This window comes from Stenotrophomonas sp. 86428_Sma (assembly GCF_056481585.1).
The window spans coordinates 1,789,631-1,814,497 of sequence record NZ_CM151156.1; the positions used below are offsets into that span (position 1 = coordinate 1,789,631).

The following is a 24,867-nucleotide window of genomic DNA, read 5'->3' on the forward strand; positions in this document are numbered from 1 at the left end:
GCGCAACCGTGCCGGAGGGGCGCGACATCCAGCTGTCATCTGCGGTACAACGTGCAGGTTCTTCACCCCACCGTCATGCCGATGTCCATTCCCACCGATGCTGAACTCAACGCCCAGTCCGCCGCGCTCGGGCAGCGCCTGCAGCAGGCTTCGCTGCAGCTGGTGACCGCTGAAAGCTGCAGTGGTGGCTGGATCGCCAAGTGCATGACCGACATCGCCGGTTCCTCGGCGTTCTTCGACTGCGGCATGGTGGTCTACAGCTACGAGGCCAAGCAGCGCCTGCTGGGCGTGCGTGCGCAGACGCTGGAGCAGTTCGGCGCGGTCAGCCGCGAAACCGTGCTGGAAATGGTGTCCGGTGCGCTGGTCAATTCCGGCGCCGGTATCGCCGTGGCGGTGACCGGCATCGCCGGTCCTGGTGGCGGCAGCCCGGACAAGCCTGTCGGCAGCGTCTGGATTGGCTGGAAGCGCCGCGGTGGCTACGCCCGTGCCGAGCTGTTCCAGTTCGACGGCGACCGCGAAGCCATCCGCCGGCAAACCGTGGCGGCGGCATTGCGCGGTATCGACGCCCAGCTGTGACATGCTGCTCCGGTAATCGTCCGGAGCACGCATGATGTGGGAAACGCTGGGCACGGTCCGTGACCTGGGCCGACTGCAGGAAATCGCCGTCGTCCTGATCCGCTATGGCTTCGGCGACGTGGTGCGGCGCATCGGCCTGGCCAGCACGCTGGAGCGGGCAGGGCGCCTGCTGCACTGGAACGAGGAGCGGCAGGAACTGTTGCGGATGACCGCGCCGGTGCGCGTGCGCAGCGCGATGCAGGATCTCGGCCCGACCTTCGTCAAGCTCGGCCAGGTACTGGCGACGCGCGTCGACCTGCTGCCGCCGGAATGGATCGCCGAGCTCTCTGAACTGCAGAACGCAGTGCCGGCGCTGCCGTACGCGGATATCCGCGAGCAGCTCGAGGCCGACCTTGGCGCATCGCCTTCAGAAGTGTTCGCCTTCCTTGATGAAACCCCGATGGCCGCCGCCTCGTTGGCGCAGGCCCACCGCGCGCGCCTGCATGACGGTCGCGAGGTGGTGCTGAAGGTGCGTCGCCCCGGCATCCGCGATGTGGTCGAGGCCGACCTGCGGCTGCTGGCCCGCTTGGCGGAGATCGTCGAGGCGCGCCTGCCGGACCTGCGCCGCTATCGCCCGGCCGAGGTGGTGCAGCAGTTCACCGTGTCGCTGCGTCGCGAGCTGGATTTCGCCGCCGAATGCCGCAATGCCGAGCGCATCGCGCGCAACTTCAAAGGCCGCGACGACATCCTGATTCCCGACGTGCACTGGCAGTGGAGCTGCGAAAGCCTCAACGTGCAGGACTTCGTCGACGGCATTCCAGGGCGTGATCTGGCTGGCGTTGATGCGGCAGGACTGGACCGGCGCGAACTGGCGCGACGCGGTGCGGACATCGTGCTGAAGATGGTGCTGGAGGACGGCAGCTTCCACGCTGATCCGCACCCGGGCAACATCATCTACCTGCGTGACGGCCGCATCGGTGTGATCGATTTCGGCATGGTCGGTGCGCTGTCCGAAGTGCGTCGTTTCCAGGTTGCGCAGCTGCTGCACGGGCTGGTCGAGCAGGACCCGCAGGGCGTGGCCGACGTGCTGCTGGACTGGGCCGGCGGCGTGGAAGTGGACGAGAACCGGCTGCAGCACGACATCAGCCAGTTCGTCGACCAGTACCGTGGCGTGCCGCTGAAGGACCTGCGCATCGGTCTGATGCTGGGCGACATCACCCAGCTGCTGCGCAGCTACAGCCTGACCCTGCCGGCCGACCTGGCGCTGATGATCAAGGCGTTCCTGACGCTGGAAGGGATGGGGCGGCAGCTGGACCCGGATTTCGACATGGCCAGCGCCGCGCGCCCGTTCCTGGAACGGGTGGTACTGCAGCGCTATGCGCCCAAGGCCCTGCTCAAGCGCGGCCGCCGCAGCCTGCTGGGCCTGGTCGACTTCGCCGGCGAACTGCCCCGCGATCTGCGCAAGCTGGTCCAGGCTGCGCGCCGGGGAGGCCTGCAGCTGAAGGTGGAAACCACGGCGCTGCAGGGCTTCGGCGAGCAGGTCAACCGCGCGGCGAACCGGCTGGTGATGGGCATCGTCACCGCCGCATTGATCATCGGCTCGTCGATCGTGATGCACAGCGTTGGCGGCGTCTCCAGCCGTTGGCTGCTGGCACTGGGCGTGTGCGGCTTCATCGGCGCCGGCTTCTGCGGCGTCTGGATCCTGTTTTCGATCTGGAGAAGCGGCAAGCACACATAGTGTGCTTGCCGCAGCGGTTCCCAACGGGAACCGCGGAATCGCCGCGCGATTCCTGTAGAGCCGACCGCTGGTCGGCTGCTTTTGCTCCGCCTTTGTCTCTGCCAGCCAGGCCAAGCCCCGCGACGATCGCCCAGCAGGGCTCGGCACTACAGCTGTCGCCGTGTCGCCCCCGGCACTTGCAGTCCCGCTCATTAGTAGTAATACTACTAACCATGGACCTGACCGACACCCAGCAGGCGATCCTGCAGTTGATCGCCGAGCGTATCGAGAGCGAAGGCGCGCCGCCCTCGCAGACTGAAATCGCACGTGCGTTCGGCTTCAAGGGCGTGCGCGCGGCCCAGTACCACCTGGAAGCCCTGGAGCAGGCCGGTGCGATCCGTCGCATCCCGGGTCAGGCCCGCGGCATCCGCCTGGTACAGGCACCGCCGGTCGAGAAGCTGGCCGAGCCGGGCCTCCCCGACAGTGTGCTGCGCCTGCCGGTGCTCGGCCGGGTTGCGGCGGGCCTGCCAATCGGCGCCGATATCGGCTCGGACGATTTCGTGGTGCTGGACCGGGTGTTCTTCTCGCCCGCGCCGGACTACCTGCTGAAGGTGCAGGGCGATTCGATGATCGACGAGGGCATCTTCGACGGTGACCTGATCGGCGTGCATCGCACCCGCGACGCCCATTCCGGGCAGATCGTGGTGGCCCGCATCGATGACGAGATCACGGTCAAGCTGCTGAAGATCGCCAAGGATCGCATCCGCCTGCTGCCGCGCAATCCCGATTACAAGCCGATCGAGGTACTGCCGGATCAGGACTTCGCTATCGAGGGCCTCTATTGCGGCCTGCTGCGGCCCAACCGTTGACCCGTTCCATGGCGCATTACCCGCGGTCTTTTGTGGCGATTCTCTGGTTCCACTGAGGTTGGTACGGATGTCCGATAATTCTTTTCAGAGCGCCGGGCAGAATCTCAGCCTGTGCGATACGTCCGACTTAAAGTGAACCCATGGCAAAGAAGACCCCCAAAGACAGCACCTCCAACGACACGACCTCTGCAAGGACCAATCCGATGGACGAGAACAAGAAGCGCGCCCTCGCTGCAGCTCTGGGCCAGATCGAAAAGCAGTTCGGCAAGGGCTCGGTGATGCGCATGGGCGACCGCGTGGTCGAACCCGTCGAAGCCATCCCGACCGGTTCGCTGATGCTCGACATCGCGCTGGGCATTGGTGGTCTGCCGAAGGGCCGTGTCGTTGAGATCTACGGGCCGGAATCCTCGGGCAAGACCACCTTGACCCTGCAGGCCATCGCCGAATGCCAGAAGATGGGCGGTACCGCGGCCTTCATCGACGCCGAGCACGCGCTGGACCCGATCTACGCCGCCAAGCTGGGCGTGAACGTGGACGACCTGCTGCTGTCGCAGCCGGATACCGGTGAGCAGGCGCTGGAAATCGCCGACATGCTGGTCCGTTCGGGTTCGGTCGACATCCTGGTGATCGACTCGGTTGCCGCGCTGACCCCGAAGGCCGAAATCGAAGGCGAGATGGGCGACCAGCTGCCAGGCCTGCAGGCGCGCCTGATGAGCCAGGCGCTGCGCAAGCTGACCGGCAACATCAAGCGCTCCAACACCCTGGTGATCTTCATCAACCAGCTGCGCATGAAGATCGGCGTGATGATGCCGGGCCAGAGCCCGGAAACCACCACGGGTGGCAACGCGCTGAAGTTCTACGCCTCGGTCCGCCTGGACATCCGCCGTATCGGCGCGATCAAGAAGGGTGACGAGATCATCGGTAACCAGACCAAGATCAAGGTCGTCAAGAACAAGCTGGCACCTCCGTTCAAGCAGGTCATCACCGAGATCCTGTATGGCGAAGGCATCAGCCGTGAAGGCGAGCTGATCGACATGGGTGTGGATGCCAAGCTGGTCGAGAAGGCTGGCGCCTGGTACAGCTACGGTGAAGAACGCATTGGCCAGGGCAAGGACAACGCCCGCGGCTACCTGCGCGACAACCCGACTGTCGCCGCCAAGCTCGAGGCCGAGCTGCGCGAGAAATTCCAGCCGGCCGAAGCGGCCCGCGAGGAAGGCGACGACGAAGGCGAAGACGAATAAGGCTTGCTGTGGGGCAGGGTGGCGCCGTCAGTGACGTCGCCCTGTCCCGCAGGTTCGAATCGCCCAGGGATGGGCTGGGCGCCACGGATGGCGCCACCCTTGGAGTACCCATGTCCGACGCCGAAGACATTCCGACCGGCCGCAAGCGCCGGCCGCGTGAGCAGACCCCCGTGCAACGGGCGCTGGGCCTGCTGGTCCGCCGCGAGCACTCGCGCAAGGAACTCACCCGCAAGCTGACCGCCCGTGGCATCGAAGACGAAGCCGCGCAGGCCGCTGTCGCCAAGTTGACCGAGGCCGGCTGGCAGGACGACACCCGTTTTGCCGAGAACCTGGTGAGGATGCGCGCCAACACCGGTTATGGGCCGATCCATGTCCGCGCCGAGCTGGGGACCCACGGCCTGGACAGTGCCGCGATTGCCGCAGCGATGGACAGCTACGAAGGCGACTGGCAGGAAAACGCCCGTGATCTGGTCCGCCGACGCTTTGGCGAGGCCGGCCCGCAGGACCTGACGCAGCGGCGCAAGGCCGCCGATCTGCTGGCCCGACGGGGCTTCGACGGCGACAGCATCCGCCGCGCAACCCGCTACGACCCGGATGACTGAGACTGGCGGCGCCGGGCCTGATACCCTTTAGGTTTTCGGCGGTCCCTCGCGACCCTGGCCAACGCGGCCGGTGGTCCGGGTCCGCCGGCCCGCAGACTGCCAGCCCCCAATGAACGCATCCGCCAAATTCACGACTTCCCAGATCCGCAGCGACTTCCTTGAATTCTTCAAGGGCAAAGGCCACACCATCGTGCCGTCGGCGCCGCTGGTGCCGGGCAATGATCCGACCCTGCTGTTCACCAACTCCGGCATGGTGCAGTTCAAGGACGTGTTCCTTGGCGCGGAGAAGCGCAGCTACGTGCGCGCGGCCGACGTGCAGCGCTGCCTGCGCGCCGGCGGCAAGCACAACGACCTTGACCAGGTCGGCTACACCGCACGCCACCACACCTTCTTCGAAATGCTGGGCAACTGGTCGTTCGGCGACTACTTCAAGAAGGACGCGATCGCCTGGGCCTGGGAGCTGCTGACCCAGGTCTGGAAGCTGCCGGCCGAGCGCCTGCTGGTCACCGTCTACCAGACCGACGACGAGGCCTACGCGCTGTGGCGCGACATGGTTGGCGTGCCGGAAGAGCGCATCGTGCGCATCGGCGACAACAAGGGCGCACCGTTCGCTTCGGACAATTTCTGGCAGATGGCCGACACCGGTCCGTGCGGCCCGTGCACCGAGATTTTCTACGACCACGGTGACCATATCGCCGGCGGCCCCCCGGGCTCCCCGGACGAGGACGGCGACCGCTTCATCGAAATCTGGAACCTGGTGTTCATGCAGTTCGACCGCCAGCCGGATGGCACCCTGGTGCCGCTGCCGGCGCCGTGCGTGGATACCGGCATGGGCCTGGAGCGCCTGGCGGCGATCCTGCAGCACGTGCACACCAACTACGAGATCGACCTGTTCCAGGCCCTGATCCGCAAGGCGTCCGAGCTGACCGGCACCGCCGACCTGGAGAACAAGTCGCTGCGCGTGATCGCCGACCACATCCGTGCCTGCTCGTTCCTGATCGTCGACGGCGTGCTGCCGTCCAACGAAGGCCGCGGCTACGTGCTGCGCCGTATCATCCGCCGCGCCCTGCGCCACGGCTGGATGCTGGGCGTGCGCCAGCCGTTCTTCAGCAAGCTGGTGCCGACCCTGGTCGAGCAGATGGGCGAGGCCTACCCGGAACTGCCGGCGGCGGTGGATACCGTCACCCGTGCGCTGCAGGCCGAGGAAGAGCGTTTCGCTGAAACCCTCGATGCCGGCATGAAGATCTTCGAGGACGTGGCCGGCAAGGCCAGCAATGGTGTGATCCCGGGTGTTGACGCGTTCCGCCTGTACGACACCTATGGCTTCCCGCTCGACCTGACCCAGGACATTGCCCGCGAGCGCGACCTGACCGTCGACATTGCCGGCTTCGACGCCGCGATGGAGCAGCAGCGCGAGACCGCGCGTGCGGCCGGCAAGTTCGGTGGCGGCGTGACGCTGCCGGCCGAGCTGGTGGCGACCCTCAGCCCGACCGTGTTCCTGGGGTATGACCGCCTGCAGGCCGACGGCCTGAGCGTGCTGGCCCTGCTCAAGGACGGTCGTCCGGTGCAGTCGGCCGATGCCGGTGATGCGGTCATCGTGATCACCAACCAGACCCCGTTCTACGCCGAGTCCGGCGGCCAGGTCGGCGACACCGGCGTGCTCACCGGCAACGGCGTGCGCCTGGTGGTGGAAGACACCCAGAAGTTCGCCGGCCAGTTCCATGGCCACGTCGGCACCCTGTCCGAAGGCGGCCTGAAGGTCGGTGATGTGCTGTCCGGCCAGGTCGATGGCGAGCGCCGTGGCGCCACCATCCTCAACCACTCTGCCACCCACCTGCTGCACGCCGCCCTGCGCGAAGTGCTCGGCACCCACGTGCAGCAGAAGGGCTCGCTGGTCGCTCCGGACCGCCTGCGTTTCGACTTCTCGCACTTCCAGCCGATCAGCGCGGAAGAGCTGGCGGCGATCGAGCGCAAGGTCAACCAGCAGGTGCGCGCCAACAACGCCGCTGAAGTACACAACATGGGCATGCAGGAGGCGCTGGATTTCGGCGCGATGGCCCTGTTCGGCGAGAAGTACGGCGAGCACGTGCGCGTGCTGAAGATGGGTGACTACTCCACCGAACTGTGCGGTGGTACCCACGTCAACCGTACCGGCGACATCGGCCTGTTCAAGATCACCTCCGAGGGCGGCGTCTCCGCGGGCGTGCGCCGCATCGAGGCTGTTACCGGCCAGGGTGCGCTGGATTACGTGGACGCCGAAGAGGCCCGCCTGGCCGAGGCCGCTGAACTGCTCGGTGGCAGCGCTGCCGACGTGGTCGAGAAGATCCGTGCCCTCGGCCAGCGCCAGAAGCAGCTGGAGCGCGAACTGGAGGCCGTGAAGGCCAAGGTCGCCGCCGGTGCCACGGCCGATCTGTCCGGCCAGGCCGTCGAGGTTGCTGGCGTGAAGGTACTGGCTGCCCGCCTGGAGGGCTTCGACGCCAAGGCCCTGCGTGACGCCATGGACCGCCTCAAGCAGCAGCTGGGCGACGCGGTGATCGTGCTGGCCGGCGCCCAGGACGGCAAGGCCGCCCTGGTCGCGGGTGTGAACGGCAGTGCAATGGGCAAGGTCAAGGCCGGGGAACTGTTGTCCCATATCGCCAGTCAGATCGGGGGCAAGGGCGGCGGACGCCCGGACCTCGCCCAGGGTGGTGGCGAGGACGGGCCCGCCCTTGCCACTGCGCTGGCTGCAGTCGTCGAATGGGTCAGCCCCCGCCTGTGATGAACCTGGCCGTCCCCCTCCTTGTAGGAGCGGGACGGCTGACGGTACCATTGCGAATCTTTTCCCTTTGTCGTGGTAGCGCTTCTTGACGGAGCGTCAAGCCGGTGGGGGATACCCTTCCACACGGTTCCATGGAGACTTACAAAAATGTTGATCCTGACTCGCCGCGTCGGCGAAACCCTGATGATCGGAGACTCGGTGAGCGTCACCGTGCTTGGCGTCAAGGGTAACCAGGTGCGTATCGGCATCACCGCGCCGAAGGACGTTGCTGTGCATCGCGAAGAGATCTATCAGCGCATCCAGCGCGGTGACGAAGCCGGTGGCACCGGTAGCGAAAATTCTGCCGAATAACGCTTTACCTTCGCACTCGATTAACGTTATGATTCACGCCCCGCTGAGGTGCAACGCACCAGACGCGGAGAAAACCCCGGAGTGATGCCCGAGTGGCCGAAGGGGCTCCCCTGCTAAGGGAGTATAGGGTCAAAAGCTCTATCGAGGGTTCGAATCCCTCTCACTCCGCCAGATACAAAGAAGCGCCTGCAGATCCTCGATCTGCAGGCGTTTTTCTTTATCCGACACTCGCAGCGTGGAGCTGACTATCCTGGCTGATCGGTGCGGGAGGCAGGCGTTGGCATGGGCGTGGGTGTCATCGCCGGTGCCGGAGTGGGTGTACCCGGCAGCTGTGGCGGTTCAATGTGGCGAGGTGGAATTTCCCGCCACAGCAACGCAAGCGTGCAGTCGTTGGCACGTTCCCTGCACATTCTTTCGGCCTTCCGCTGCGCGGCGTCCGCCGTCTTCTCACCCAGTGCAAAGCCCAACGCAATCGTGCCGGTCGCTATGGCCGAATAGCCTTCGCTGGTGGTGCTGGCGGACTGACCGCAATTGCGCGATCGCGCTGCGCAGTAGTGCAGCGACTGCTGCATCGCAGTGGTGAGGGAAGACTGGTTCATCGAATAGCCGTAGCGGCCATCCTTGTCGTAGGTGATCGCAGACGCAGCACTTGCGGCTGATGAAACGGACAACAACAGCGCCAGTGAAACTGCATGCTTCCAGTTCATCACGCTCTCCTCTTTTGCCGATGGTGAATCAACCGGTGAATGTTGCGCAACCCCGCAGGGGGGCGGGGGAGAACGCCTGCAGGCCATTTGCCCGCAGGCGCGTACCGACGCGTTCGATCCTCAGAGCTTCACCGTCACGCCCACCTGGAAACCGCGCCCGGGCAGCGGCGCGATGTACTTCAGCGGCGAGTTGTGCGGCCGTGCTTCTTGATTGAGCAGGTTGCTGCCGTTGACGAACACCTCCATGCCGGCGATGTAGCTGTTGCGTACCGGCAGCTCACGGCTGATCTGCAGGTCGACCAGGTTGAACGCATCCAGTGGCACTTCCTGGCTGACATTGCGGCCCAGGTACTTCTGCGTGTCGTAGTAGGTGCTGGACAGCTGCGCCTTCCAGCCTTCGCGCTGCCACTGCAGGGTGGCACCGTAGCGGTTGGTCGGCATGTTCGGCAGGTACTTGCCGTCATTGTGGGCACGCAACGAATCGGGGTGATCGGCCTTGTTCTTCACCAGGTCGGCGAAGGCGGACACGTTCAACGTGCCGTAGCGGCCCAGGTCCAATGCCTGCGAGGCATCGATCTCGAAGCCCTTCACCGTGGTGTCGGTCTGCTTCCAGTACTTCAGCGGCAGGCGGTTGGCGGTCTGCACGCCCGAGTAACCCAGGTACAGATAGTTCTCGTACTTCATCCGGTACGCGGTGGCCGACAGTTCGAAACCACCAAGGTGGAACAGGCCGGTCAGTTCCAGGTTCTTCGCGCGCTCCGGTTCGAGGTTCTGGTTGCCTTCTTCCTGGGTCATCACCGAATAGTGGGCATTGCTCGCATACAACTCGTTGATCTCCGGTGCGCGCTGCGAGGACGAGTAGCGCACCTTGGCGACGAACAACGGACCGAGCTCGACATACGATCCCAGGCTGTAGCTGTTGAGCCGGTAGTCGCGGTCCTGCAGTTTCGCGTTGGCGGCATTGCGCGCGGTCTTGAAGCGGCTTGGTCGCAGGTCATGGTCAACGCGCTCGTGGCGCACGCCAGCGTCGAAACTGGCCCAGCCGAAGTCCAGCGTCTCCTTCAGGAACACCGCATTGCTGCGCGTGTCCACGTCCGGCAGGTAGCGCTGCGAGCCGCTGCCGGTGACATCACGCGACTGATGGCTGAAACCGAGCAGGCCGCTGAGCGGGCCGATGCGTTGATGGCTGAGCAGCAGCTCGGCCTGGGTGCTCTCGAAATCGTAGTCGTTGGCCTTGGTGGCGCCCAGCCGCTCGCCTGAGGTGTTGTCCAGCTTGGAAACACGGAGTTCCGCGCGCTCGAACCACGGCAGTGGATCACGCAGCAGGGCTTCCAGCGCGTAGCGCTGTTGCTTGATCACCACGCCCACCGGCAGGCCATCGGCATAGTTGGAACCGAACGACAGGTTCTGCATCGAGAAGCCTGGAACGCCGTACTCGCTGTCCTTGGCATCAATGCTGACACCCACGTAGCCACGGTCGAAGAACAGGGTCGAGCCGAAGGCCACCTGACTGTTGCGCGCATAACTGTTGCCCAGCCGGCGATGGTAGTCGGGCGTCACATCGTTGTTGATCTGCTTCTGCACATACGACGGCGTGCCGGGCACGTAGGCCGGGTTGACCGGATTGATGTAGGTGCGGCGCTGCCAGACCGAGGTCGGATTGTTGGTGTAGAACGAGAAGTCACCATCGGCCCAGTCCGGGTTCTCGGTCATGAACTGGTCGATGTATGGCTGCGAGGCCTTGTTGTAGAGCTGCTGGACGCGCGCCTCTTTCTGGCAGGCGTCGGCCAGTGCCGAGTTGACGCCCCCGCCGGCAGGGAACAGTCCGGTGTTGCAGACGCTGGCCTTGCTGTTGCCGGGGATGTCGTAGTGCGAGATCCGCTGTCGGGAGACCTGCAGGTTGGTGGAGACGTTGCGCTGGTTGTTGAAGTTCATGCGGAAGCCCTGCGCGTCGGCCGCGTTGAAGCCCTTGCGCAGGACCAGTTCCATCGACTGGTCCTTGTCTTCCATGCTGCGCGAGATCAGGCCCGAATCGATCTCCACGCTGCCGCCGATCGCATTGCCGCCGTAGCGCACGGTGTCGGAAGACTTGTTGACGGTGACACTGCGTACGAACAGCGGATCGAACGGGATGTTGATGTCGCCGCTGATCGCGTTCATGCCCAGAATCGATTGGCCGTCCTGCAGGATCTGCACGCGGTTGCCGCTGAGGCTGCGGATGACCGGAGCGCCCGCGTTTGGCCCGAAGGCGCTGCTCTGCACACCGGAGACGTGTTCGAGCAGGCCGCCGAGGGTGCGGTTCTGCGCCTGCGGATTGTCGACGGTGACCCGGCTGTCAATGCGCGAAGGCTGGGTGGCCTGGACCTGGAGGGTGGGGAGGGTGGGTTCGTCCGCGGCCTGGGCGGTGTGGACGGCGAACAGAATGGCTGCAGCAAGGAGATGGCGGCGCATGACACGATCCGTGAAGTTGATGTGAAATGTTATAACGTAACTTTTTGTATCGACAAGGGCGGATTGGGCCTTGCCGCCAGGGCTGGATATGAGAACGGTTCTCATATGAGAATGGCGGGTGATTCTTCACGGGCGCACCATGCACAGCCTCACCCTCGCCGACCTGGACCGCTTGGGCCGCAGCAGTGGTTTCCGCTATCGGCTGCCAGCACTCGCGTCCGCTGCCGATTCGGGCGCGCTGTGCGTGGTCGAGGGCAGGGTGGAACAGCGCTGCTTGCGCCCTGGCATCAGCCTGGCGCTGTCGGACGTGGTCGCGCATCAGCCGTTCGAGGCGACTTCGGAGGTACCCCCGCCGTTCGCTGCGATCGTGATGCTGGAAGGTCGTGCCGGAGCACGCCTGGAAGGGCAGGCTGTGATCGGCATGAACCGCGGCGCCGGCGCGATGGTGTTGGCCGATGCCACGCCGATGACTGCGATTCATCCGGCCGGTCAACGGATGCGCAGTCTGAATGTCTCGCTGGATGCACCGGCCGAGATGGATGATCCGGTGATCAGCGAACTGCTGTTGCAGGCTCATCGCCATGGTCGCCGGCGGCTGCACAGCTGGCAGGTACCCGCGCATCTTGAACATGCCGCCGAACAGTTGCTGTCGGGGACCTGGCAGGGCGCAATGCATGCGCTGCTGTGCGAGGGTGTGGGCCTGCAGATGCTGGCGATGGCGTTGGGTGCGCCTGCCCAGGAGGCATCGCCGGACCAGCGTGTTTCAGCACGTGATCGCCGCATGCTGCAACGGGTGATCGACTGCCTGCAGGCATCACCTGCGGCTGACCACAGCCTGGAGGATCTGGCGCGCCTGGCCTGCATGAGCCCGAGCAGCCTGCGGCTGAAGTTCCAGCAGGTGCACCGGTGTTCGGTGTTCGCCTGGCTGCGCGAGCGGCGCCTGCAGTTGGCCTGCGAGCAGCTGCGGCAGGGCTGCAGCGTGCAGCAGGCCGCGCATTTCGTCGGCTACCGGCACGCCACCAATTTCGCGACCGCATTCCGCGCGCGCTACGGCATCGCGCCCAGCGAGCTTCGCTGAGTCCGGACCATCGTCGGCAGTGCGCATACGCCTGCTGCGTCCGCGCATACGTGCGCTCACGCTCAAATGACAATAATTCTCATCCAGCCTTTCCTTCCCGCTGGATCTCCCATGCCTGCCTGTTTCCGCCCGTGTGCCCTGGCTAGCGCCATCGGCACGACCCTGGCGCTGTTCAACGCTGCCCACGCCGCCGAACGCACTCCGTCCGTAACGCCTTCCCAGCTTCCAACCGTGCAGGTCACGGCCGACCTCGATGGCAGCACCGAAAGCTCGCGCTCCTACACCACTGATTCCATGGGCACGGCGACCGGCCTGTCGCTGACCTCGCGGCAGACCCCGCAATCAGTCAGCGTGGTCACCCGCCAGCAGATCGAGGACCGTGGCCTGCTCAGCACCGCCGATGCCTTGGCGACCGCACCTGGCATCTCGGTCACGCGCAGCGACGCCAACCGCTACTCGTTCTCCGCACGCGGCTTCGACATCGACAACTACCAGTTCGATGGCGTGGTGATGCCGGTGCTGTCGCCGTGGAATTTCGGCGAGAACAACCTGGACATGGTGGTGTATGACCGCATCGAGATCGTGCGCGGCGCCAACGGCCTGATGACCGGCGCCGGCAATCCCTCTGCGGCAGTGAACTACGTGCGCAAGCGCCCGCTGCGCGAGTTCGCTGCCAGTGGTGGTATCAGCCTCGGCAGCTGGGACGCACGGCGCGCCTGGGTGGATGTGTCCAGCCCGCTGAGCCGGGAAGGGCGTGTGCGTGGTCGCCTGGTGGCCGCGCAGGCAGAGGGCGACAGCTACACCGCTGGCCTGGACAGTACGGCGAAGACGCTCTACGGCGTGGTCAGCGTGGACTTGGGCGAGGACACCGGGTTGATCGCCGGCATCTCCTACCAGAGCAACGACAACCGCGGCTTCGGCAGCGGCTTCGCGCTGTTCAACGCCGATGGCACGCGTACCCGCTTCGACCGCTCGGTATCAGCCACCGCGCCGTGGGCACGGATGAGCACCGATACCCGCAACGGCTTCTTCGATTTCAACCATCGTTTCAGCAACGACTGGCAGGCGCGCGTCTCCTACAGCCGATCGCATACCGACATGGAGATGAAGCATCTCTATCGCGGTGGCTATCCTGACCCGGTCACTGGTGCCATGCCCAATGGCAACAGCTTCACCCGCTACGACGGTCCGGTGCGCCGCGAAGCGATCAGCGCCAGCCTGACCGGTCCGTTCCAGCTGTTCGGCCGCCAGCACACTGCGTCCATCGGCTGGTCGCGCTCACGCGATGAAATCGCGCTGGGGCAGTACCGCGCACTGGCGCCGCTGCCGCCGTTGGCCAGCTATCTGGACTGGCACGGGCCGGGCACGCCGGAGCCGACGTGGGCCAGCAGCAAGACCCAGGCCGATGACCTGGACAACCATCAGAGCGGTGCCTACGCGGTGGCGCGGCTGTCGCTGGCCGATCCGCTGCACGTGATCGTCGGTGGCCGCATGAGCAACTGGGAGACCGACCAGGTCTACTTTGGCACCAAGCGGAAGTACCGCTACCGCAACGAGTTCGTACCGTATGCCGGCGTGGTCTGGGATTTCAACGGCTACAGCAGCGTGTACGCCAGCTACACCGGCATCTTCAAGCCGCAGAACAACCGCAACGAATCCGGGCAGATCCTCGATCCGGTCAGCGGCCGCAGTTACGAGCTGGGTCTCAAGGGCAGCTGGCTGCAGGAGCGTTTGAATGCGTCGGCGGCGCTGTTCCGCACCCAGCAGAACAACCTGGCCGAAGCCACCGGCGGGCTGGTCGAAGGCAGCACACAAGCGGCCTATCGTGCGGTGAAGGGCGCAACGGTGGACGGCCTGGAACTGGAACTGGCCGGCGAGCCGCTGCCGGGCTGGAGCCTTGGCACCAGCTTCACCACCTTCATCGCGCAGGACGCGCAGGGCCGGGCGATCAATACCGCCAAGCCGCGCAGCCTGTTCAAGCTGTTCACCACCTGGCGCCTGCCGGGTGCCTGGGACCGGCTGACGATCGGCGGTGGCGTGGACTGGCAGAACCGCATGTACCAGACCGCCACCGCGCCAGGGAATCGCCGTGTGCCGGTGGAGCAGCCCAGCTACGCGCTGGTGAACCTGATGGCGCGCTATCAGTTCAGTTCCAATGTGTCGGCGGCGGTCAACATCAACAACCTGTTTGACCGCCACTACTACTCGCAGATCGGCTTCTACAACCAGGGCTGGTACGGCGCGCCGCGAAACGTGATGTTCACTGTGAAGGTTGGCTATTAAGGCACGGCGTTGCCCTCCGTTCAGCGCCCTGCCTTGTGCGGGGCGCCGATGCTGTGCAGCATCCGGATGCTGCGCCCCACAGTGCTTCACGCAGCGTCCTCTTCACGGGAACGGAGCAACGTATGAAGCTGTTGTCCGCTGTGTTGTTGTCTGCGCTTTCACTTCCTGCCGTTCCGGCGCTGGCAGTGGAGGCGTCTCCTTCACCGCTGTTGGGGCGCTGGTCGCTGGATATCGCCACCTCGGCGCTGCCCGAGGCGCAGCGCCCGAAGCAGGTGGTGCTGGAGTTCAAGGACGCCGGTGCGGGGCGTTGGAGTTCACATGTGGACATCGTCCTGCACGATGGCAAGACCATGAAATCCGACGGCACGCTGGCGCTGGATGGTACGCCGGGCGCCCTGTCCGGCACCTATGGCGCGGACAAGGCCAACCTGAAACTGCCGGCGCCGAACACCCTGGTGATGCAGCTGGTGGACCACGGCACGCCGGCCTCCACCCGTATCTATACCGTGGCGGCTGACCGCTCGACGATGACCGAGACCAAGGCGTTCTACAGCCACGATGGTACGCCGATCCTGCAGACCAATCTGTTCAAGCGGATGCCTTAGCGTTGCCACCGGCACCACGCCCGCAGAACGGGCGTGGTGAATGCTGCAGCCTTACACCGCGGCCGGGTCGCGCTTGCCGGTGTCGATGCCGTACTTGTCGATGGCGTCCTGCATCCGCGCGCGCTCGATGCGGCCTTCGTCGGCCAGCGACTTCAGGGCGGCCAGCACGATGAAGTGGCGATCCACTTCGAAGAACGTGCGCAGCGACTCACGCGTGTCGGAGCGCCCGAAGCCATCGGTGCCGAGCGCGGTGAAGCGGCGGTCGTTGATGAAGGGACGGATCTGGTCGCCGACGATCTTCATGTAGTCGGTGGCCACCACCACCGGGCCTTCATGGCCCTGCAGGCACTGCTGCAGGTAGGGCACGCGGGGCTCCTCGGCCGGATGCAGCAGGTTCCAGCGCTCGGCGGCCAGGCCATCGCGGCGCAGTTCGGTCAGGCTGGTCGCGCTCCACACATCGCTGGCGATGCCGAAGTCCTGCTGCAGCAGTTCTGCCGCGGCTTCCACTTCGCGCAGGATCGAACCGCTGCCCATCAGCTGCACGCGTGGCTGCGAGTCGCTGTCGGCGGCCGTCGGGTGCAGCAGGTACAGGCCCTTCAGGATGCCGGCCTCGGCGCCCTCGGGCAGCGCCGGCTGCGGATAGTTCTCGTTGAGTACGGTGATGTAGTAGTAGATGTCTTCCTGCTCGACGTACATGCGGCGCAGGCCGTCGTGGATGATCACCGCGAGCTCGTAGTTGTAGGTCGGGTCGTAGGACACGCAGCTCGGGATCACCGACGACAGCACGTGGCTGTGGCCGTCATCGTGCTGCAGGCCTTCGCCCATCAGCGTGGTACGGCCGGAGGTGGCGCCGAGCAGGAAGCCGCGGGTGCGCGCATCGGCGGCGGCCCAGGCCAGGTCGCCGACGCGTTGCAGGCCGAACATCGAGTAGAAGATGTAGAACGGGATCGTCGCCAGGCCGTGGTTGCTGTAGGCGGTGCCGGCGGCGATCCACGAGCAGATCGCGCCGGATTCGTTGATGCCTTCCTGCAGGATCTGGCCGTCCTTGGCTTCCTTGTAGTAGCTCAGCTGGCCGGCATCCTGCGGGGTATACAGCTGGCCCAGGTAGGAGTGGATGCCGATCTGGCGGAACAGGCCTTCCATGCCGAAGGTGCGCGATTCATCGGGCACGATCGGAATGACCAGCTTGCCCAGTTCCGGGTCCTTCAGCAGGCTGGTGAGAATGCGCACGAAGCCCATGGTGGTGGACTGTCCGCGATCGCCGCTGCCCTGCAGCTGGGTGTTGAAGATCGACAGCGGCGGCAGCGGCAGCGGATCGACCTTGGCCAGGCGCGCGGGTAGTTGCCCGCCCTGGATGCGGCGGCGCTCGGCGAAGTAGATGGCTTCGGCGCTGCCCGGTTCCGGGCGCAGATAGGGCATCTCTTCCAGCTGTTCGTCGCTGACCGGCAGGTTGAAGCGGTCACGGAAGGCGCGCACCGCGTCGGCGCTCATTTTCTTCAGCTGGTGGTTGATGTTCTGGCCTTCACCGGCTTCACCCATGCCGAAACCCTTGACCGTCTTGGCCAGGATCACGGTGGGCCGGCCGCTGGTGTTCACTGCCTGCTGGTAGGCGGCGTACACCTTCTGCGGATCATGGCCACCACGTGCCAGCGCCCAGATGTCGTCGTCGCTCATGTGCGCGACCAGCTCCAGCAGCTCGGGGTAGCGGCCGAAGAAATGCTCGCGCACGTAGGCACCGTTCTGCGACTTGAAGGTCTGGTAGTCGCCGTCCACGCATTCCATCATGCGCTGGCGCAGCAGGCCGCTGTGGTCGCGGGCGAGCAGGTCGTCCCAGCCGCTGCCCCAGATCAGCTTGATCACGTTCCAGCCGGCCGCGCGGAAGGTGCCTTCCAGTTCCTGGATGACCTTGGCGTTGCCGCGCACCGGACCGTCCAGGCGCTGCAGGTTGCAGTTGACCACGAACACGATGTTGTCCAGCCGCTCGCGACCGGCCAGGGAAATTGCCGCCAGCGATTCGGGCTGGTCCATCTCGCCGTCGCCGAGGAAGGCCCAGACTTTGCGGCCCTGGTGTTCTTTCAGGCCGCGGTATTCCAGGTAACGCATGTAGCGCGCCTGGTAGGCGGCGGTCAGCGGGCCCAGCCCCATCGACACGGTGGGGAACTGCCAGAACTCCGGCATCAATCGCGGGTGTGGATACGAGGACAGGCCTTCGCGCCCGGCTTCACGGCGGAAGTTGTCCATGCGCGCCGGATCGATGCGGCCTTCCACGTACGCGCGGCCATAGATGCCCGGCGCGGAGTGGCCCTGGATGTAGATCATGTCGCCGTCGAAGGTCTCGGTACGGCCACGGAAGAAATGATCGAAGCCCACGTCGTACAGTACTGCCGCCGACTGGTAGGTGGCGATGTGGCCACCGACGTTGGAATGCTTGCCGGCACGCAGCACCATCACCATCGCGTTCCAGCGGATCATCGCGTTCAGGCGGCGCTCGATGGCCAGATCACCCGGGTAGGCCGGCTGGCGCTCGGGCGGGATGGTGTTGACGTAGGCGGTCCAGGCACGGGTATGCAGGTCGCCGTGCTGCTGTGCATCCAGCTCGCTGAGCTGGTCGATCAGGTAGTGCGCGCGCGGCCGGCCACCGGTCTGCATCACCGCTTCCAGTGATTCACGCCACTCGCGGGTTTCCAGCGGATCGGTATCGAAGGGAATGAGCGCTTGGTTCATGACTGTCTCCAGAGGGCGCCGGTCGGACTTCTGCCTGGGCGACAACACCGGCAGGGCGCACAGCACTGGAGCGGGGTCGCAACGGCGGGGCCGTGACGCGAAGGGCGACCGTGGCGGCCGCCGAGAAGACAAGCGTAGGCCTGGCCCCCCGGCTTCGATAGGCGGGCAGGGCTTGGGTCTCTGGCAAGCAAGGGTTGGCACGGCGCGCCGTATCATGGGCGGGCGCGCCGGGTGCGGCCGCTGATCAGGCCGGGGACAGGCCCGGGAAGAACATCGGGATGACCGCCACACCAACCCCCAGCAGGCACCAGGCCACGATCGGCAGCCAGCCTGAGAGCTGCTGGCAGCGTTCCGGCAAGCGGCGTCCTCCGATCCACAGCAGCAGGGTGAGCAGGCCCAGCGCGTAGGCGAGGGCGACGACCACCGGATGCACGTGGACGACACGGCTGGGCGGCCACATCTGCTGCTGGTAGGCGGTGGTGTGTGCGACCAGCAGCAGGAACAGCAGGCTGCTGAGGGTGTTGATGGCGGTGCGGGCGTTCATTGCGGGGCACTCCTTGTGCCGGCTGCCGGAAACTGCAGAGGCGGCATTCTAGCGGCTGCCTGCCGGCAGTTGAAACGCCACTGTCATCGATGGCCGTCACCCTGCGGGGCTTTCCAGCCTTGGGGTGGTTGGCCGGCCGTGAACAGCGTGAGGATCTGGGAGAAGAGCTATGCGCTGCGGCGGCGGCTGCTGCGCGGCTTCTTCCTGCGCCGGGGTTCTGCCAGCGAAGATGCCGAGGATCTGGCGCAGGAGGTTTACCTGCGGCTGCTGCGCAGCACCGGTGAGCATGCCGACGCGGTCGAGAACCCGGAAGCCTACCTGTTCACCGTGGCCGCCAATCTTGCACGGGAGCACGCGCGCGCGCGTTCGTCGCTGCCGCCGCTGGAGGACGTCGACCTCCTGGCCGAAGTGCTGAAGAGCGAAGAAGACATCGAAGGCGAATTCGAGCGCGCGCAGCGCTGGAACGATATCCGCACCACCATCGCACGGCTGCCGGCGACCACGCGGCGGGTGATGGAGCTGCATTATCGCGACGGGCTGGACTGCCCGGCAATCAGCCAGCAGCTGCAGGTCTCGGTGCACATGGTGCGCAAGCATATCGGCAAGGGGCTGGACGCCTGCAGGAAGGCGCTGGGCGCCAGGGAGCTCACATGAAACGGAATCCATCGGGTGCGGCCGACGACGTGATCGCCAGCGAGGCCATGGACTGGTTCCAGCGCAATCGCGAGGGCGTGCTGGGCGAAGCCGAGCGGGTTGCGTTTCTGGACTGGATGAAGCGCTCGCCGGAGCATGTGCGCGCCTATATGCACGCGCTCGCACTGCACCGGCAGGTTGGTGAGGCGCTGCAATCGGCATTGGCTGAAGAGGCCTCGGTGCCGCCACAGCAGGCCGCTGCCAAGGTCGTGCCGCTGTTCGGACACGCACAGGCCCCGCTGCGCAGTGCGCCGCACAGCCGTCGCACGCGTTGGTGGGTGGCGGCTGCCGCAGCCTGTATCGCCCTGCTCGGCGTGGGCCTGGTTCCGCAGCTGATGCCTACCGAGCAGCTGTACAGCGCCGGACATGGAGAAATTCGCGACCTGGTGCTGCCCGACCAGACCCAGGTGCGGCTCAACGCGGACAGCCGCCTGCGGGTGCGCATGGGCGGGTTCAGCCGCAGGGTGGAGCTGCTGCAGGGCGAGGCCACGTTCGACATCGCCCAGGACCGACGGCCGTTCGAGGTGCGGGTGAACGGATTGCAGATCCGCGATATCGGCACGGTGTTCGACGTATCGCGACGGCTGCAGGGCACCCGCATCGGTGTGGTTTCCGGCGAGGTGGAAGTGTGGAGCCACGGTGCGGATGCGCGGCGTCTTGCACAACTGGGCAAAGGCCAGGTGGTGCAGGTCGACGCGCGCAGCCATGCGGTCGAGTCGTTGGATGTGCCGTTGTCGATGCTGCTGGACTGGCAGCAACGCAAGGTCTCTTTCCTGGACGAGCGGCTGGATGAGGTGGCCGCCGCCTTCAACCGCCACAACCAGGTGCAGGTGCGGGTGCTGGATGAAGGTGCGGCGTCGGCACGGTTGTCCGGCAGCCTGGACGCGCATCGCATCGGTGCGCTGCAGGCCTTCCTCGAGCGCGATCCGCGCTTCGTGGTGCGGCGAGAAGGCGACACCGTGCGGGTTGGCAGTCGCTGAGGTCGACATGGCCGTGGGTTGTCAGAAAAAATTCATCAAATCCGCGTTCTCCACTTCGGTGGATGCGGGCTCTTACTTGGGAGAAGCCGCTGCCGAGTCACGCAGCGGCACCTGCTGCTTTCTCTCTTCCAAGGACCCGTGATGCGCAACACGCTTTACCTGTCGATCATCCTCGCCCTGTCTCCCTGCAGCGTGCCGCTGGCGGCTGCGGCCACTGCCGATGGCCTCGAGGCCCGCGTTTCGGCGCCGATCGCAGCGCAGCCGCTGGCGCGCGCGCTGGAGCAGTTGTCGCGCAGTTCCGGCGTGCAGTTCCTGTATTCGGGCAGTGGTGACGTGCACATGGCCGGGGCGGTGCCGCGCGGTGCCACCGTCAAGCAGGCGCTGGACGCGGTGCTGGCAGGGACCGGCCTGGGCTACACCGTGGTGGATGGCAACGTCATCGCCATTGATCCTGCGCCGGCACACAACGAACCGAAGCCGGCCGCGCCGAAGCCGCGCGAGGCCGAAGCGGTGGTGGCGCCGACCCTGGGCACGGTGAAGGTGATTGCTGCGCATGAGGTGATCGACCAGAAGAAGACCTCGCCGGTGATCAAGGATTCGGTGGTCTACGACGAGATGGACAGCTACGGCGACGAGACCCTGGCCGAGAGCCTGATGGCCGCGCCGGGCCTGAGTGCCGTGGAGGATGCCGGTGAGCCCCGTTACGTGACGGTGCGGGGCGTGCAGGCCAACCTCAACTACACCACCATCGATGGCATCGCGATTGCCAGCGTGGGTGGCAGTGGCTCGGGTGAGCGCATGAACAACCTGCAGCTGATTCCCAGCGACATCGGCACCCGCACCGACATCTACAAGAGCTTCAGCGCGGAGCAGGCGCCGGATGCGATCGGCGGCGTGATCGACATCATCAGCCGCAGTGCCTTCGACCGGTCCGGCAAGTACGTGTTCGCCGATGTGGCCGGCATCTATTCCACGGCGGAGACCAATGTCGAGCGCAGTGCCGGTGGCAACCACGAGACCCTGGGGCATTTCGGCAAGAGCGCCAAGATGGTGTTCTCCAACCAGTTCGGTGCCGACCAGGAATTCGGCCTTGTTGCGGTAGCGCGCTATGAGCAGCGTTCGCGCAACAGCGTCAAGCGCTGGGTGGAGTCGAACTACTACTACAACGACGCCGGCAAGTACCTCACCGACGGTACCACGGGGCCGGACGAGGCCAAGGGCTGGAACGGGCTGCGTGCGCCGGGCAATTTCAGCACCGGCACCTACACCAACTTCATCACCAACTTCGGTGGCTCGGCCAAGCTGGAATGGAAGCCATCGGACGATCCTTTCTACGCATCGTTGCTGCTGTACTCGTACCGGTTCTACGAGAACTCGACGATGAACAAGACCGATCTGTACGGCAACGCCAAGTTTCCGATCCGCAACCAGACCGAAGACAGTGGCACCACCCAGATCAACAGCATCTACATCAAGAACCGCCACGACCGCTGGGACCGCAGCAACCGGGGCGCCATCGCCAGCTTCAACTGGGATATCGGTGATCGCTCGCGGCTGACCCTGCGCGGTGGCCACACCGAAGAGACCTTCCACAACAACCAGGTCTACTGGGGTGTGCGCGCCTACCCAAGCAATCTGTTCGTCGACTACGAGAACGACAGCCACGGCTTCCCGAACGCAGTGGCGGTTTCCGACTCCAGCCTGCTGACCAGCTCGGCGTTCAAGCTGAACCCGGCGCAGGCCTATGTCTCGCCGCGCGACGCCAAGGAGAGCATCGACAACCTGCGTGCCGACTTCAGCTACAACGTCGGCGCCGATGCGCGTGGCTTCGGCCTGGCCGCCGGCGCCGAATACCGCCATCTGAAGATCTGGCAGGACATCGACTTCGACTACTTCAAGAGCAGTGCCACGCTCAACGATTACCTGTATCCGGGTTCGACGCTGCTGGGCAGCGTGCCGGGCTTCCCGCTGATCGACAACCGCAAGTGGAACGAGGAACTGCTGCCGAAACTGGGCAACAACAATGCGGCGTATCCAAATGCCAACTTCACCAGCGACTACAAGTACGTGGAGGACATCACCAATGCCTACGTGTCCGCACACTACGCCTGGGACCGACTGCTGCTGATCGGCGGCCTGCGCTACGACCACACCCGCTTCGATGCCTACAGCCCATTCAGCGATGATGGCGGCACTACGTATACCTCTGCCTTCCGCAATACGAGCGGTGGCTACAACAACCTGCTGCCTTCATTGAATGCGACGTTCAAGTTGAGCGAGGACCAGCGCCTGCGCTTCTCCGCCAGCCGAACGCTGGGCCGGCCGACACCCAGCAACATCGCCCAGGCCACCAGCACCAGCTGTGGTGATGACGAGGAGGGCAGGGGCTTCTGCACCATCAAGCAGGGCAACGCCAACCTGCAGCCGCGCCGTTCCACCAACATCGACCTGGCGTGGGACCTGTACTTCAATGGCAATAACGGCCTGGTCTCGATTGCGCTGTTCGACAAGGTGATCAAGGACGACATCTACACCCTGACCACCTTCGAGAACGTGGGTGACACGCGCTACCGGGTCACCCAGCCGATGAACACCGATGAGTCCAAGCTGCGCGGCGTCGAGTTCGCGGTGGCCAACCGCAACCTGCAGTGGGGCCGCCAGCGCTTCGACATGTACTTCAACGCCACGCGGCTGGAAGGCCAGACCAACTACCGCATCAGTGATGGCACCGAACGCCGCCTGGACCGCCTGCTGTACCAGCCGGACTGGTCGCTCAATGGGTCGGTGATCTGGCGCATGCCGTGGAAGAGCGCACAGCTGCGCCTGTCCGGTACCTACCGCAGCCGGATGCTGGTCGACTTTGGCGATACCCAGTGGCTGGATTCGTACTACGACCCGTACATGACCTTCAACATGGGCTTCAGCCACAAGGTCAGCAGGCACGTGACGCTGAAGTACGAGGCCAAGAACCTGTTCAACACGCAGCCGACCTACAGCACCGGCCCGAACGGGCGCTTCCGTACCGAGATCGACGACTACGGCCGCTTCTTCTATTTCCACATCATCTACAACTGAGGGCGCAGCCGTGGATACGATCAATCGCAGGCGATTCCTGGCCCTGGCCGGCCTGTCTGCTGCCGGCGCGTGGATGGGCACGGCGCACGCGCTGGCCGCACAGACCGATGCCGCCGCGCTGAACCCGCGCAACCTGCTGGCGTCGCCGCGGTTCGCCAGCACGCCGTTCACCCTGGGCGTGGCCTCGGGTGATCCTTCGGCCGATGGCATGGTGCTGTGGACACGGCTGGCGACCGAGCCGCTGGTGTTCGGCGGTGGCATGCCGACCCGGCCGATGGTGGTCGAATGGCAGCTGGCGGCGGACGAGGGCATGCGCAAGGTGGTACGCCAGGGTTCGGCGATGGCGCATCCCGAACTTGGCCACGCTGTGCACGTAGAGCTGGGTGGGTTGGCGCCCGCACGGCCTTACTGGTACCGCTTCACCGTAGGCGGCCACGCCAGTGCGGTCGGCTGCACCCGCACGCTGCCCGCAGCCACGGCCGCAGTGGATCGCGTGCGCTTTGCGGTGGCCGGTTGCCAGCACTACGAAGAAGGCCACTACACCGCGTGGCGGCGCATTGCCGAGGAATCGCTGGATTTCGTTTTCCACTACGGTGATTACATCTACGAAGGCGAAAGCCAGCCGGGCCTGCGGAAAATGAACGGCCAGCCGTTCACCAACCTGCGCAATCATGTCGGGCCGCAGACCTACACGCTGGACGACTACCGTCGCCGCTACGCCCAGTACAAGAGCGATGCCGACCTGCAGGCCGCGCATGCGTCGGCGCCGTGGTTCGTCACCTTCGATGACCACGAAGTGGACAACAACTGGGCCGGCGCCGAAGACCAGGACGATACGCCCAGCGAAGTGTTCCTGCTGCGCCGCGCACAGGCGTTCCAGGCCTACTACGAGAACATGCCACTGCGCCGATCGGCATTCCCGCGCGATGGCCACATGCAGATGTACCGGCGTGCACGCTACGGCACGCTGATGGACCTGCACCTGCTCGACACCCGCCAGTACCGCAGCAAGCAGGTGAACATGGCGCTGCGTGAGGAGGTGGAATCGCCGGAGCGCAGCATTGTGGGGGCGAAGCAGGAGCGCTGGCTGTTCGACGGCCTGGCCGATGCCGCGCCGCGCTGGCACACCATCGCCCACCAGGTGGCACTGGGCAACTACATGCGCGAGAAGGACGGCGTGGTGCAGTCGTCCGATGACCAGTGGTCGGGTTATCTGGACAGCCGCCGGCGCCTGCTCGACCACATCCAGAAGGTGGGCTTCGGCAACGTGGTGACGGCGTGTGGCGACGCGCACCGGCATTACGCCAGCGACCTGGTGCAGGACCATCGTGATTCGGGCGTGGTCTCCAGTGAGTTCCTCGCCACTTCGATCACGTCCGGCTCCGACGGCCAGGGCGTGGATGCGTACGCAAGGAATCAGCTCGCGCACAGCCCTTATCTGAAGGCGACCACCGACAAGCGTGGCTATGTGCTGTGCGATGTCGCCCGTGATGCATGGATCGGCGACATGAAGACGCTGGATGCCGTGATGCAGCCGAATGGTGCGCTGCGGAGCTGGAAGCGCTACGCGGTCGAGCACGGCCGCCCGGGGCTGCAGGAGGCCTGATCAGGCACGCCCCCTTGTAGAGTCGAGC

At 65.4% G+C, this 24,867-nt stretch carries 18 protein-coding genes and 1 tRNA gene; 15 read left to right on the top strand and 4 right to left on the bottom strand.

Annotated features, from left to right (window positions below):
• Positions 1 to 81 precede the first annotated feature (81 nt).
• From ACZK3J_RS08250 to ACZK3J_RS08285, 8 genes are all read left to right on the top strand, one after another.
• Positions 82 to 576 carry a CinA family protein gene (locus ACZK3J_RS08250; RefSeq protein WP_010484249.1) on the top strand — a complete coding sequence of 165 codons (495 nt, stop codon included), beginning with the start codon at positions 82 to 84 and terminating at the stop codon, positions 574 to 576.
• A 34-nt stretch (positions 577 to 610) separates the two neighbouring features.
• Positions 611 to 2,293, top strand: a complete 1,683-nt coding sequence (gene ubiB, locus ACZK3J_RS08255; protein ID WP_478476968.1) for a 2-polyprenylphenol 6-hydroxylase — start codon at positions 611 to 613, stop codon at positions 2,291 to 2,293.
• A gap of 212 nt (positions 2,294 to 2,505) precedes the next feature.
• Positions 2,506 to 3,141, top strand: a complete 636-nt coding sequence (lexA, locus tag ACZK3J_RS08260; RefSeq protein WP_005412936.1) for a transcriptional repressor LexA — start codon at positions 2,506 to 2,508, stop codon at positions 3,139 to 3,141.
• 203 nt (positions 3,142 to 3,344) lie between these two features.
• Positions 3,345 to 4,382, top strand: coding sequence for a recombinase RecA (gene recA / locus ACZK3J_RS08265; protein ID WP_005412937.1), 1,038 nt, complete (start codon positions 3,345 to 3,347; stop codon positions 4,380 to 4,382).
• Between the two features lie 110 nt (positions 4,383 to 4,492).
• Positions 4,493 to 4,984 carry a recombination regulator RecX gene (gene recX, locus ACZK3J_RS08270; RefSeq protein WP_005409024.1) on the top strand — a complete coding sequence of 164 codons (492 nt, stop codon included), beginning with the start codon at positions 4,493 to 4,495 and terminating at the stop codon, positions 4,982 to 4,984.
• 109 nt (positions 4,985 to 5,093) lie between these two features.
• Positions 5,094 to 7,742 (top strand): alanine--tRNA ligase, encoded by a 2,649-nt coding sequence (gene alaS, locus ACZK3J_RS08275; protein ID WP_478476747.1) that lies wholly within the window; start codon positions 5,094 to 5,096, stop codon positions 7,740 to 7,742.
• Between the two features lie 147 nt (positions 7,743 to 7,889).
• Positions 7,890 to 8,093 carry a carbon storage regulator CsrA gene (gene csrA, locus ACZK3J_RS08280; protein ID WP_004152909.1) on the top strand — a complete coding sequence of 68 codons (204 nt, stop codon included), beginning with the start codon at positions 7,890 to 7,892 and terminating at the stop codon, positions 8,091 to 8,093.
• A gap of 78 nt (positions 8,094 to 8,171) precedes the next feature.
• Positions 8,172 to 8,264: transfer RNA gene (locus ACZK3J_RS08285), tRNA-Ser, on the top strand.
• A 74-nt stretch (positions 8,265 to 8,338) separates the two neighbouring features.
• Here ACZK3J_RS08285 and ACZK3J_RS08290 read toward each other — a convergent pair.
• The gene (locus ACZK3J_RS08290) at positions 8,339 to 8,800 is read right to left on the bottom strand and encodes a DUF4189 domain-containing protein (RefSeq protein ID WP_478476748.1); all 462 of its coding nucleotides are present in this window, start codon (positions 8,798 to 8,800) and stop codon (positions 8,339 to 8,341) included.
• A gap of 120 nt (positions 8,801 to 8,920) precedes the next feature.
• Positions 8,921 to 11,251 carry a TonB-dependent receptor gene (locus ACZK3J_RS08295; protein ID WP_478476749.1) on the bottom strand — a complete coding sequence of 777 codons (2,331 nt, stop codon included), beginning with the start codon at positions 11,249 to 11,251 and terminating at the stop codon, positions 8,921 to 8,923.
• A gap of 139 nt (positions 11,252 to 11,390) precedes the next feature.
• On the opposite strand from ACZK3J_RS08295, the gene ACZK3J_RS08300 reads away from it, so the two are divergent.
• The 3 genes from ACZK3J_RS08300 (at position 11,391) to ACZK3J_RS08310 (ending at position 15,217) form a co-directional block, all read left to right on the top strand.
• A complete protein-coding gene (locus tag ACZK3J_RS08300) occupies positions 11,391 to 12,329 on the top strand; it encodes a helix-turn-helix transcriptional regulator (protein WP_049400437.1) in 939 nt (312 codons plus the stop codon).
• Positions 12,330 to 12,440: 111 nt separating this feature from the next.
• The gene (gene fauA, locus ACZK3J_RS08305) at positions 12,441 to 14,612 is read left to right on the top strand and encodes a TonB-dependent alcaligin siderophore receptor FauA (protein WP_478476750.1); all 2,172 of its coding nucleotides are present in this window, start codon (positions 12,441 to 12,443) and stop codon (positions 14,610 to 14,612) included.
• A 122-nt stretch (positions 14,613 to 14,734) separates the two neighbouring features.
• Positions 14,735 to 15,217 (top strand): LuxR family transcriptional regulator, encoded by a 483-nt coding sequence (locus ACZK3J_RS08310; RefSeq protein ID WP_164080814.1) that lies wholly within the window; start codon positions 14,735 to 14,737, stop codon positions 15,215 to 15,217.
• A gap of 51 nt (positions 15,218 to 15,268) precedes the next feature.
• Here ACZK3J_RS08310 and aceE read toward each other — a convergent pair whose 3' ends face one another.
• The gene (gene aceE / locus ACZK3J_RS08315; RefSeq protein WP_478476752.1) at positions 15,269 to 17,941 is read right to left on the bottom strand and encodes a pyruvate dehydrogenase (acetyl-transferring), homodimeric type; all 2,673 of its coding nucleotides are present in this window, start codon (positions 17,939 to 17,941) and stop codon (positions 15,269 to 15,271) included.
• Positions 17,942 to 18,185: 244 nt separating this feature from the next.
• The gene (locus ACZK3J_RS08320) at positions 18,186 to 18,485 is read right to left on the bottom strand and encodes a hypothetical protein (protein ID WP_032128423.1); all 300 of its coding nucleotides are present in this window, start codon (positions 18,483 to 18,485) and stop codon (positions 18,186 to 18,188) included.
• A gap of 138 nt (positions 18,486 to 18,623) precedes the next feature.
• On the opposite strand from ACZK3J_RS08320, the gene ACZK3J_RS08325 reads away from it, so the two are divergent.
• The 4 genes from ACZK3J_RS08325 to ACZK3J_RS08340 all read left to right on the top strand — a co-directional run bounded on the left by ACZK3J_RS08325 (position 18,624) and on the right by ACZK3J_RS08340 (position 24,839).
• Positions 18,624 to 19,139 carry an RNA polymerase sigma factor gene (locus tag ACZK3J_RS08325; RefSeq protein ID WP_049400446.1) on the top strand — a complete coding sequence of 172 codons (516 nt, stop codon included), beginning with the start codon at positions 18,624 to 18,626 and terminating at the stop codon, positions 19,137 to 19,139.
• Positions 19,136 to 20,158, top strand: a complete 1,023-nt coding sequence (locus ACZK3J_RS08330; RefSeq protein ID WP_478476754.1) for a FecR family protein — start codon at positions 19,136 to 19,138, stop codon at positions 20,156 to 20,158. The genes ACZK3J_RS08325 and ACZK3J_RS08330 overlap by 4 nt, the downstream gene beginning before the upstream one ends.
• A gap of 141 nt (positions 20,159 to 20,299) precedes the next feature.
• The gene (locus tag ACZK3J_RS08335) at positions 20,300 to 23,233 is read left to right on the top strand and encodes a TonB-dependent receptor (protein WP_478476756.1); all 2,934 of its coding nucleotides are present in this window, start codon (positions 20,300 to 20,302) and stop codon (positions 23,231 to 23,233) included.
• A gap of 10 nt (positions 23,234 to 23,243) precedes the next feature.
• Positions 23,244 to 24,839 (top strand): alkaline phosphatase D family protein, encoded by a 1,596-nt coding sequence (locus tag ACZK3J_RS08340; RefSeq protein ID WP_478476757.1) that lies wholly within the window; start codon positions 23,244 to 23,246, stop codon positions 24,837 to 24,839.
• Positions 24,840 to 24,867 lie beyond the last annotated feature (28 nt).

Coding starts and splice junctions, on each gene's coding strand:
- recX (WP_005409024.1), top strand. CDS start 4,493: ATGTCCGACGCCGAAGACATTCCGACCGGCCGCAAGCGCCGGCCGCGT.
- lexA (WP_005412936.1), top strand. CDS start 2,506: ATGGACCTGACCGACACCCAGCAGGCGATCCTGCAGTTGATCGCCGAG.
- ubiB (WP_478476968.1), top strand. CDS start 611: ATGTGGGAAACGCTGGGCACGGTCCGTGACCTGGGCCGACTGCAGGAA.
- ACZK3J_RS08290 (WP_478476748.1), bottom strand. CDS start 8,800: ATGAACTGGAAGCATGCAGTTTCACTGGCGCTGTTGTTGTCCGTTTCA.
- aceE (WP_478476752.1), bottom strand. CDS start 17,941: ATGAACCAAGCGCTCATTCCCTTCGATACCGATCCGCTGGAAACCCGC.
- fauA (WP_478476750.1), top strand. CDS start 12,441: ATGCCTGCCTGTTTCCGCCCGTGTGCCCTGGCTAGCGCCATCGGCACG.
- csrA (WP_004152909.1), top strand. CDS start 7,890: ATGTTGATCCTGACTCGCCGCGTCGGCGAAACCCTGATGATCGGAGAC.
- ACZK3J_RS08335 (WP_478476756.1), top strand. CDS start 20,300: ATGCGCAACACGCTTTACCTGTCGATCATCCTCGCCCTGTCTCCCTGC.
- ACZK3J_RS08300 (WP_049400437.1), top strand. CDS start 11,391: ATGCACAGCCTCACCCTCGCCGACCTGGACCGCTTGGGCCGCAGCAGT.
- ACZK3J_RS08250 (WP_010484249.1), top strand. CDS start 82: ATGTCCATTCCCACCGATGCTGAACTCAACGCCCAGTCCGCCGCGCTC.
- ACZK3J_RS08330 (WP_478476754.1), top strand. CDS start 19,136: ATGAAACGGAATCCATCGGGTGCGGCCGACGACGTGATCGCCAGCGAG.
- ACZK3J_RS08320 (WP_032128423.1), bottom strand. CDS start 18,485: ATGAACGCCCGCACCGCCATCAACACCCTCAGCAGCCTGCTGTTCCTG.
- alaS (WP_478476747.1), top strand. CDS start 5,094: ATGAACGCATCCGCCAAATTCACGACTTCCCAGATCCGCAGCGACTTC.
- recA (WP_005412937.1), top strand. CDS start 3,345: ATGGACGAGAACAAGAAGCGCGCCCTCGCTGCAGCTCTGGGCCAGATC.
- ACZK3J_RS08295 (WP_478476749.1), bottom strand. CDS start 11,251: ATGCGCCGCCATCTCCTTGCTGCAGCCATTCTGTTCGCCGTCCACACC.
- ACZK3J_RS08310 (WP_164080814.1), top strand. CDS start 14,735: ATGAAGCTGTTGTCCGCTGTGTTGTTGTCTGCGCTTTCACTTCCTGCC.